The organism is Streptomyces sp. NPDC059564 (assembly GCF_042735575.1).
GTDB lineage: Bacteria > Actinomycetota > Actinomycetes > Streptomycetales > Streptomycetaceae > Streptomyces.
Window position 1 is genome coordinate 1 of the sequence record NZ_JBHWBP010000343.1, and the last position, 8148, is coordinate 8148.

Consider the following 8148-nt stretch of genomic DNA (forward strand, 5'->3'; position numbering starts at 1 on the left):
CCCGAGACCGGGACCCGGGCCCCGTGGGCCGGCACCAGGGCCGGGGTCGAGGCGGGGTGTCGTCCGGGATATAAAACGTGATGTGTTGGCGCGCGGTGCCGCCCGCACACTCTGATCCGGATCGGGCGCCATACATCATGCCTATCCCGGACGGCACCCCGCCCCGGCCCCGGCCCATCCCCGACCCGCCCGGCCAGGGCAACGGCAACGGCTCCGACCCCGCCCGACCAGGGCAGCCCCACCCTCACCACCCCCTCCGGAGGAGACATGGCCCCACTAGTGCACGCCGCCGCCCAGGCACCCGGCATCACCACGCTCACCCTCGACTCCCCGGCCAACCGCAACGCCCTCTCCACGGCCCTGGTCGCCGAACTCCGCGCCGCCCTCGCCACCGCCGCCGCCGACCCCGGGACCCGGGCGGTCGTCCTCACCCACACCGGCACCACCTTCTGCGCGGGCGCCGACCTCAAGTCCCCCTGCGACCCCGCCGACTTCCTCGCCCTGCTCCGCGAACTCACCGAGCTCCCGAAGCCGGTCGTGGCCCGCGTCACCGGACACGTCCGCGCCGGCGGCCTCGGCCTGCTCGGCGCCTGCGACATCGCCGCAGCCGGCCCGCAGTCCTCGTACGCGTTCACCGAGACCCACCTCGGCCTGGCCCCCGCAGTGATCTCGATGACCCTGCTGCCGCGCCTCGACCCCCGCGCGGCCTCCCGCTACTTCCTGACGGCCGAGCCCTTCGACGCGGCGGAAGCCGCCCGCATCGGCGTACTCACCCTGCACACCACAGGGGACCTGGACGCAGCCCTCCACCCCCTCCTCGACGGCCTCCGCAAAGCCTCACCCCAGGCCCTGGCCGAAACCAAGACCCTGGTCACCGCCGGAGTCCGCGAGGCCCTCGCCCGCAACGGCACCCGCCTGACGGAACTCTCCGCCCGCCTCTTCGCCTCCGACGAGGCCCGCGAAGGCATCACCGCCCGCTTCGAACGCCGGGACCCCTCATGGGCACGCTGACCGACCCCACGCACGGCACCCCGCAGGGGACCCGCCAGGAACCCAAGCAGGCCCGCAGCCGGGTCACCCGCCGCCACCTCCTGGAGGCGGCGGTCTCCTGCCTCGCCGACCACGGCTGGGCGGGCTCCACCGTCGGCGTCGTGGCCGAACGCGCCGGGGTCTCGCGGGGCGCCGCGCAGCACCACTTCCGGACCCGGGAGGACCTCTTCACGGCAGCCGTCGAGTACGTCTCCGAGGAACGCTCCACCGCCCTGCGCGAGCTCTTCCACTCCGCCCCGGCCCCGCGTCCGGCGGTCGTCGAGGCCCTGGTCGACCTGTACACCGGCGCGCTCTTCCGGGCCGCGCTCCAGCTGTGGGTCGCCGCCTCCAACGAGGAGCAGCTGCGCCCCCGCGTCACCGAGCTGGAGGCCCGCGTGGGCCGGGAGACCCACCGCATCGCCGTGGAGCTGCTGGGCGCCGACGAGTCGGTGCCCGGCGTACGGGAGACCGTGCAGGGCCTCCTCGACATGGCCCGGGGCCTCGGCCTGGCCAACGTCCTCACCGACGACGCCGCCCGCCGGGCCCGCGTGGTGGCCCAGTGGTCCCGGATCATCGAGGCGGCCCTCACGTGAAAGGGCGCCGCACCCAACCGGCGCGGCGCCCTCACAAAAACCGGCCCAGCCGGCTCAGGCGGTCTCAGCGATATCGGCATACCCCTCGATGTCCGCCGGATTCCGCCGCCCCGGCCCGATGTACCGCGCCGACGGCCGCACCAGCCGCCCGGTGCGCTTCTGCTCCAGGATGTGCGCCGACCACCCGGCGGTACGGGCGCAGCTGAACATGGAGGTGAACATGTGCGCCGGAACCTCCGCGAAGTCCAGCATGATCGCGGCCCAGAACTCCACGTTGGTCGCCAGCACCCGGTCGGGACGGCGGGCGTGCAGCTCCTCCAGAGCGGCCTTCTCCAGCGCGGCGGCCACCTCGTAGCGCGGCGCGTCCAGCTCCTTGGCCGTACGCCGCAGCACGCGGGCGCGGGGGTCCTCGGCGCGGTAGACGCGGTGCCCGAAGCCCATCAGCCGCTCGCCCTGGTCCAGGGCCTTCTTCACGTACGCCACGGCGTCGCCGGTGCGCTCGATCTCCTCGATCATGCCGAGCACCCGCGAGGGCGCCCCGCCGTGCAGCGGACCGGACATGGCCCCGACCGCGCCCGACAGCGCGGCCGCGACGTCGGCACCGGTCGACGCGATGACGCGCGCGGTGAACGTGGAAGCGTTCATCCCGTGCTCGGCGGCCGAGGTCCAGTACGCGTCGACGGCCTTGACGTGCCGCGGGTCGGGCTCGCCCCGCCAGCGGATCATGAACCGCTCGACGACGGACTCGGCCTTGTCGATCTCGCGCTGCGGCACCATCGGCAGGCCCTGGCCGCGGGCGGACTGGGCGACGTAGGACAGCGCCATGACGGCGGCCCGCGCGAGGTCGTCGCGGGCGGTCTCCACGTCGATGTCGAGCAGCGGTTTCAGGCCCCACACGGGCGCGAGCATGGCGAGCGCGGACTGCACGTCGACGCGGATGTCGCCGGAGTGCACCGGGATGGGGAAGGGTTCGGCGGCCGGCAGGCCGGGGTTGAACGCACCGTCGACCAGCAGGCCCCAGACGTTCCCGAAGGAGACGTGGCCGACGAGATCCTCGATGTCGACCCCGCGGTAGCGGAGCGATCCGCCTTCCTTATCCGGTTCGGCGATCTCGGTCTCGAACGCGACGACCCCTTCGAGCCCGGGTACGAAATCGGACATCAGGCGGCTCCTCAGATAGTGCGAACACGCGCGGCTCCCGGCGTGATTCGCGGTCCGGCGCGGTCATCCCCGTTGATGCCCGGCACGGCCGATGGTCATCCGTGCGGGGACCCTCGGACCGGCCCCAAGATTTTGTCCGCTCCGCCTGGGCTTCGGAAGCGTGACATACGGCACACCCGGCGCCGCCGGACTGCGGCAGGATGGCCCGCGTGACCGATCAGGACCTTGACCCCGCCGTCATGCGCAAGCAGTACCGCTCCCAGATCGTCGAGGAGGGCACCCTCGCCGACACGCCCATGGCGCAATTCGCCCGCTGGTTCCAGCAAGCCGCCGACGCACACGTCTTCGAACCCAACGCGATGATCGTCTCGACCGCCACCCCCGGGGGACGCCCCAGCTCCCGCACGGTGCTGCTCAAGCAGTTCGACGAGCGGGGCTTCGTCTTCTTCACCAATTACGGCTCCCGCAAGGGGCGCGAGATCGAGGCGAACCCGTACGTCTCGCTGCTCTTCCCCTGGCATCCGATCGCCCGCCAGGTCATCGTCACCGGCACGGCCTCCCGGATCGGCCGCGACGAGACGGCCGCCTACTTCCGCTCCCGGCCGCACGGCTCCCAGCTGGGCGCCTGGGCGAGCGAGCAGTCCCGGGTCATCGGCTCGCGCGCCGAACTGGACCGCCGGTACGCGGAGCTGGAGGCGCGCTACCCGGAGGGCGAGCAGGTCCCGGTACCACCGGAGTGGGGCGGTCTGCGGGTGGTGCCCGACGCGCTGGAGTTCTGGCAGGGCCACGAGAACCGTCTGCACGACCGGCTCCGCTACGTCCTCGACGGCGAGAAGTGGCACGTGGAGCGCCTCTGCCCCTGAGGGGCGGGCGAAAACGCAGGCGACCCGCGGGCTCGGGTTCCTCTCCTGCAGTGAGAGGAGCCGGCCGGACGTACCGGCGAGCCCGCGGGTCGGGTGACTGCTTGGGATTGGCGCTCGGCGTACCCGCCGGGCACCGCACTGGGTGCGTGCGACGACGGGCCGTTAGCCCGCAGTCACCTCACGCGTCCGGATTTCATACATTTCCGGGATCACCTCCTTTCAGTGTGCGACCACTGTAGGCACCTCTCCGCTCCCCGCTCAATCGAATTTCGGGGTGGAATCCGTAGCTGTATCCATCGGCTCTCTGGAGTAGCCGGAGATGTCGGTGGGAGACATCAAAACGGCTGGTCAGCGTGGTGACGCGGTGCTGGCCACTTGTCCGGACCGCGATGCGCCCCACCCGGTTGCCCGCCCATTTCCCCCGAGGAACCACGGCGCGCACCAGGTCGCCGGTGGAGAACCCGTGGTGGATCTTGCTCCGAGGTCGCTGCAAGCGGGGGAACCCGAAGCGGTCCGGGGTGGTCCTGGCATACGCACCACGTCCCGTGGAAGCCACCACCAGGACCTGTGCGGGTACCCGTACGACGGTGTCTCCCCGGGCATGGCCGAGAAAGCCGGTCGACAGGGCATCGAGAGTATGGCTCTTCGGCAGCCCCATCACGACGCGGTTCCAGTGGGTGCGGCCGCCCGACCATGTGTGCACCGGCACACCCAGCGTGGCGAGGGTCTCCACGAGCTGGTACCTGGTGGCGTTCATGGCGGCGACGTCCTGTAGCGGTCTCCGGAGCTGAGCGATCACGCTTTCCAGACGGGCAGGCCGGCCGGCCAGGAACTCTTCGACCGGCAGGTGGCCCTTTGCCTGGTTGCAGGGAACGCAGGCGAGGACAAGGTTTGATACACGGTCGGATCCTCCGCGGCTCCGGCAACGGACGTGTTCGATGTTGAGCGGTACTCCGGTGGCGTCGCAGTAGGCGCAAGATCTTTTCCATTTGGCCAGGAGGAATTCGCGGATCTCGGATCCGGCGTGTGTTGACTCCAGGCCCTCCCTCATGGCGGATTGGTCGACTCCCGCGATGACGGTCGTATCGAAGGCGACTTGCTCCACGTGGATCTCGACAACCGGCGTGAATCGGCATAGCCGGGTGGCAAGCGACATCGTGGAATCGATGCGATGGCGCAGCGACGGGGGGAGCCAGCCGCTCGGCCGGGAGCGGTTGTCGCGCCGGGGCGCCCGGTGCCGGAGGTTCGCCGAGCGCCGTCGGCGACGGTAGCCCGCGCGCCGCATCATGCCGAGGTGGATCTGCTGTCCCCGATGCCGGAGCTCGATCGTGATCAGCCCTCGGCGCGCGACGCTGGTTCGACCTGTTGGGCCGACGTGCCGGTGTTCATCGGTCAGGGCGACACCTGTCGCCTTGGAGCCGGGGTCGAGGCGCAGCTGTACGCCCGCGACGGCGGACTCGGCACGCGTTCGGCGCTTGAGCCGGATGGTGAAAGGAGCGCGCCGGGCTACGACGGCACGTCCACTGTCGAGCAACTCGCGGGCACGAGCGGGATGGCAGGGCATGAGCGGCTCCCCTCCCCTTGCCAGAACGAATACTCGGCTTGCTGTCCTGCGGGGAGCGTCACCGCTCCCGGTCTCTGCCATGGCCGCCGGCACAGCGGCGGATCCGGCGTTCCGCCGACGGGTCCAGGTGCGGTTCCCGCCGGTCTCCCCTCGCCCATGTTCCACGCCGGTGCCCGGCCTGCGGCGTGGGCGGACAGATGGAGCTCACTCGAACGTGTGATCGTTCCGTCCGTGGCGCGCAGATGCGCATCGATTTTCCCGAACGCCGTGTGGTGTGGGTCACGTTCCAGTTCAATGATCTGACGTGCCGCACACGCGAACACCTGCAGGGGGTGCCAGGTGAGTGCTTCCGGACGTTCCGATACCGCCGACGATCTGCTCGCAGCGCTGCTCGACGGGATGGACGCCGCCTTGTGCGCGTTCGACTCCGACGGCGTGATCACCCACTGGAACCGCGAGGCCGAGCGGATCCTCGGCTGGACCGCCGCCGAGGCGGTCGGCCGCCGCGGCTTCGCGGGCTGGGCGGTGCGCGCCGCCGACGCGGACGACGTGCAGGACCGGCTGATGTCCGCGCAGGACGCGCCGGGCCGCCAGGTCCACGAGTTCGCCCTGCTGACCAAGGAGGGCGGGCGGATCCTCGTACGCACCCAGTCGGCCGGGGTGCCGGGCGCCGACGGGAAACCGGCCGGCGTCTACTGCGCCTTCAGCGAGGTGCACGCGCAGATCGACCTGGAGCGGTCCATCGCCCTCAGCGAGGCGCTGATGGACGACGCCTCCTGGGGGGTCGTCCTCGTCGACGTGGACCTGCGCCCGGCGGTGGTCAACACGCACGCCGCCCGCGCCTTCGGCTCCGGGCGCACCGCGCTGCTCGGGCGGCCGCTCGGGGACCTGCTGGTGCAGGGCGTCGAGGAGCTGGAGGGCGCGCTGCAGCACGTGCTGGCCGAGGGGGCGCCGCCGTCCCCGCTGGAGCTGTGGGTGTCGGTGAAGACCCCGGAGGGGGTGCGGCGGCGCTGCTGGCGGAGCGGGTTCCTGCGGCTGGCCTCGCCGCTCGCGGAGGAGCCGGTGCCGCTCGGGGTCGGCTGGCTGTTCCAGGACGTCACCGAGGCCCGGCAGGCCGAGCTGGACACCGGGCAGCTGCGCTTCCGGGCCAACCAGCTGCACCGGGCGGGGCGGGCCGCCGCCGAGTGCGAGGACCCGGCGGAGGCGGCCGCCGTCCGGCTGGACTTCGCCCTGGCCGGCTTCGCGGAACACGCGCTGGTCGACGTACTGGTGGCGGCGGGCCCGGAGCGGCGGCTCGTCCGCTCGGGCGTGTCCTCGTCCGGGCTGGCCCTGCTGCTGCCGGGGCCCGGCGCGATCCCGGTCCGCTACGAGGCCCTGCACCCGGCGCTCCAGGCGCTGGACCGGATCGGCCCGGTGCGGGCCAGTGCTCCCGGCGGCGGCCCGGCGGACCACTGGGCCCGCGTCCGCCAGTGGCCCACGGGGGCCACGCACGCGCTCTGCACGGTGCTCCGCAGCCGCGGCCGCACCGTCGGCGCCCTGACCTTCCTGCGGGGCCCCTCCCGGCCCGCCTTCGACCGCGCGGACGCCTTGTACGCGGAGGAGGTCGCGGCCCGGGTCGCGGCCGACCTCGACCTGGCGTCGGCCGCGGGGCTGCCTCAGGGGCCCTAGGGGGTGCTCTCGCTGTTCGGCGCCGGGGCGGGGGCGCTCCACACGTGGTCCGGGGTGACGATCTCCGTCACGGCGTGCGCGACCTGGCTGCTGAGCGAGCCGCCGCGGTCGGCGTCGGAGTTGATCAGGATCACGAGGGTGGCCTTGCCGCCCGGCAGCCCCGCGGCGATGGTCTCGTAGCCGGGCAGGTCGCCGTTGTGCCCGATCCAGCCGTCGAAGTCGGCGATCCCCAGGCCGTACGAGATCCCGGGGACGCCCGTCGGCCCCGTGCGCAGCCGCTGCGCCTGCGTGGCCGGCTTCAGCAGCTTGCCGCCGACCAGCGCGGGCACCCAGGCGTGCAGGTCCTCCAGGTCGGAGATCGCCGCCCCGGCGGCCCAGCCCCAGGACGGGTTCCAGTCGGTGGCGTCGGCGATGCCCCCGTGCGGGCTGAAGGTCGTGTAGCCGTGGGCGTGCGGCTCGGGGAACGCGCTGCCGCACGGCATGGCGGACGGCAGGGAGGTGGCGGACAGCTTCAGCGGGGCGAACACGTGCTCTCGGAGGTAGCCGGCCAGCGGCTGCCCGGAGACCTTCTCCACCAGCAGGCCGAGGAGCACCGTATTGGTGTTGCTGTACTGCCACTTGGCGTCCGGGGCGAAGTTCGGCGGGTGGGCGAAGGCGTAGCCGAGGATCTGCCGCGGGGTGTAGGAGCGGTGCGGGTCGGCGCGCAGCGAGTCGAGGAAGTTCCGGTCCTCGGTGTAGTTGTAGAGCCCGCTGCGCATGGCGGCGAGCTGGCGCACCGTGACGTGCTCGCCGCCGGGGACCCCGTCGACGTACTTCGAGATGGGGTCGTCGAGGCCGGCCTTGCCCTGGTCGACCAGCTGGAGGACGGCGGTGACGGTGAAGGTCTTGGTGACGCTGCCGACGCGGGAGTACATGTCGGTCTTCATGGGGGTGCCGGTGCGCAGGTCGGCGACGCCGAAGGCCTTCACGTACTCCCCGCGGCCGGGCAGCCACACGCCGACGTTCACGCCCGGGATGCGGGCCTTCGCCATGACCGCGGCGATGGCGGCGTCGAGCCGTCGGACGGTCCCGGGGCCGAGATCGCTACGGACGGCGGCGGTGGCCGCGACGAGCCCCCCGGGGGGCCCCGCGGGGAAGTCGGCCGGGGCGGCTCCGGTGCCGGTGAGGGCCAGCAGGAGGGCGGCCGCGCAGGCCGCCGGGGCGCCCGCCCGGCGGGTACGGCGGCGGGGGGCGCGTCGGGACGTGGGCATACGGGGCCACCTCCGGTCCC

At 72.7% G+C, this 8148-nt stretch carries 7 protein-coding genes; 4 read left to right on the forward strand and 3 right to left on the reverse strand.

Annotated elements, in window-relative coordinates; translation table 11 throughout:
- The first annotated feature begins 267 nt into the window (after positions 1 to 267).
- Positions 268 to 1011: an enoyl-CoA hydratase family protein gene (locus tag ACFV0Q_RS34365; RefSeq protein ID WP_385010862.1), complete on the forward strand. Its 744-nt coding sequence runs from the start codon at positions 268 to 270 to the stop codon at positions 1009 to 1011.
- Positions 999 to 1622: a TetR/AcrR family transcriptional regulator gene (locus tag ACFV0Q_RS34370; protein WP_385010863.1), complete on the forward strand. Its 624-nt coding sequence runs from the start codon at positions 999 to 1001 to the stop codon at positions 1620 to 1622. Before ACFV0Q_RS34365 ends, ACFV0Q_RS34370 begins: the two co-directional genes overlap by 13 nt.
- 54 nt (positions 1623 to 1676) lie before the next feature.
- Here the strand turns inward: ACFV0Q_RS34370 and ACFV0Q_RS34375 are convergent, their stop codons facing one another.
- Positions 1677 to 2783 carry a citrate synthase 2 gene (locus tag ACFV0Q_RS34375; protein ID WP_385010865.1) on the reverse strand — a complete coding sequence of 369 codons (1107 nt, stop codon included), beginning with the start codon at positions 2781 to 2783 and terminating at the stop codon, positions 1677 to 1679.
- A gap of 200 nt (positions 2784 to 2983) precedes the next feature.
- On the opposite strand from ACFV0Q_RS34375, the gene pdxH reads away from it, so the two are divergent.
- Positions 2984 to 3646, forward strand: coding sequence for a pyridoxamine 5'-phosphate oxidase (pdxH, locus tag ACFV0Q_RS34380; protein ID WP_385010867.1), 663 nt, complete (start codon positions 2984 to 2986; stop codon positions 3644 to 3646).
- Between the two features lie 193 nt (positions 3647 to 3839).
- Here pdxH and iscB read toward each other — a convergent pair whose 3' ends face one another.
- Complete coding sequence (gene iscB, locus ACFV0Q_RS34385; RefSeq protein ID WP_385010868.1) at positions 3840 to 5291, reverse strand: RNA-guided endonuclease IscB; 1452 nt, start codon at positions 5289 to 5291, stop codon at positions 3840 to 3842.
- A 258-nt stretch (positions 5292 to 5549) separates the two neighbouring features.
- On the opposite strand from iscB, the gene ACFV0Q_RS34390 reads away from it, so the two are divergent.
- Positions 5550 to 6878 (forward strand): PAS domain-containing protein, encoded by a 1329-nt coding sequence (locus tag ACFV0Q_RS34390; RefSeq protein ID WP_385010870.1) that lies wholly within the window; start codon positions 5550 to 5552, stop codon positions 6876 to 6878.
- On the opposite strand, the gene ACFV0Q_RS34395 is transcribed toward ACFV0Q_RS34390, so the two are convergent.
- Positions 6875 to 8128, reverse strand: coding sequence for a serine hydrolase domain-containing protein (locus ACFV0Q_RS34395; RefSeq protein WP_385010872.1), 1254 nt, complete (start codon positions 8126 to 8128; stop codon positions 6875 to 6877). The genes ACFV0Q_RS34390 and ACFV0Q_RS34395 overlap by 4 nt on opposite strands.
- Positions 8129 to 8148 lie beyond the last annotated feature (20 nt).

Excerpts from the sequence above, each read along its gene's own strand:
- ACFV0Q_RS34365 (WP_385010862.1), top strand. The coding sequence starts at position 268 with ATGGCCCCACTAGTGCACGCCGCCGCCCAGGCACCCGGCATCACCACG.
- ACFV0Q_RS34370 (WP_385010863.1), top strand. The coding sequence starts at position 999 with ATGGGCACGCTGACCGACCCCACGCACGGCACCCCGCAGGGGACCCGC.
- ACFV0Q_RS34375 (WP_385010865.1), bottom strand. The coding sequence starts at position 2,783 with ATGTCCGATTTCGTACCCGGGCTCGAAGGGGTCGTCGCGTTCGAGACC.
- pdxH (WP_385010867.1), top strand. The coding sequence starts at position 2,984 with ATGGCCCGCGTGACCGATCAGGACCTTGACCCCGCCGTCATGCGCAAG.
- iscB (WP_385010868.1), bottom strand. The coding sequence starts at position 5,291 with ATGGCAGAGACCGGGAGCGGTGACGCTCCCCGCAGGACAGCAAGCCGA.
- ACFV0Q_RS34395 (WP_385010872.1), bottom strand. The coding sequence starts at position 8,128 with ATGCCCACGTCCCGACGCGCCCCCCGCCGCCGTACCCGCCGGGCGGGC.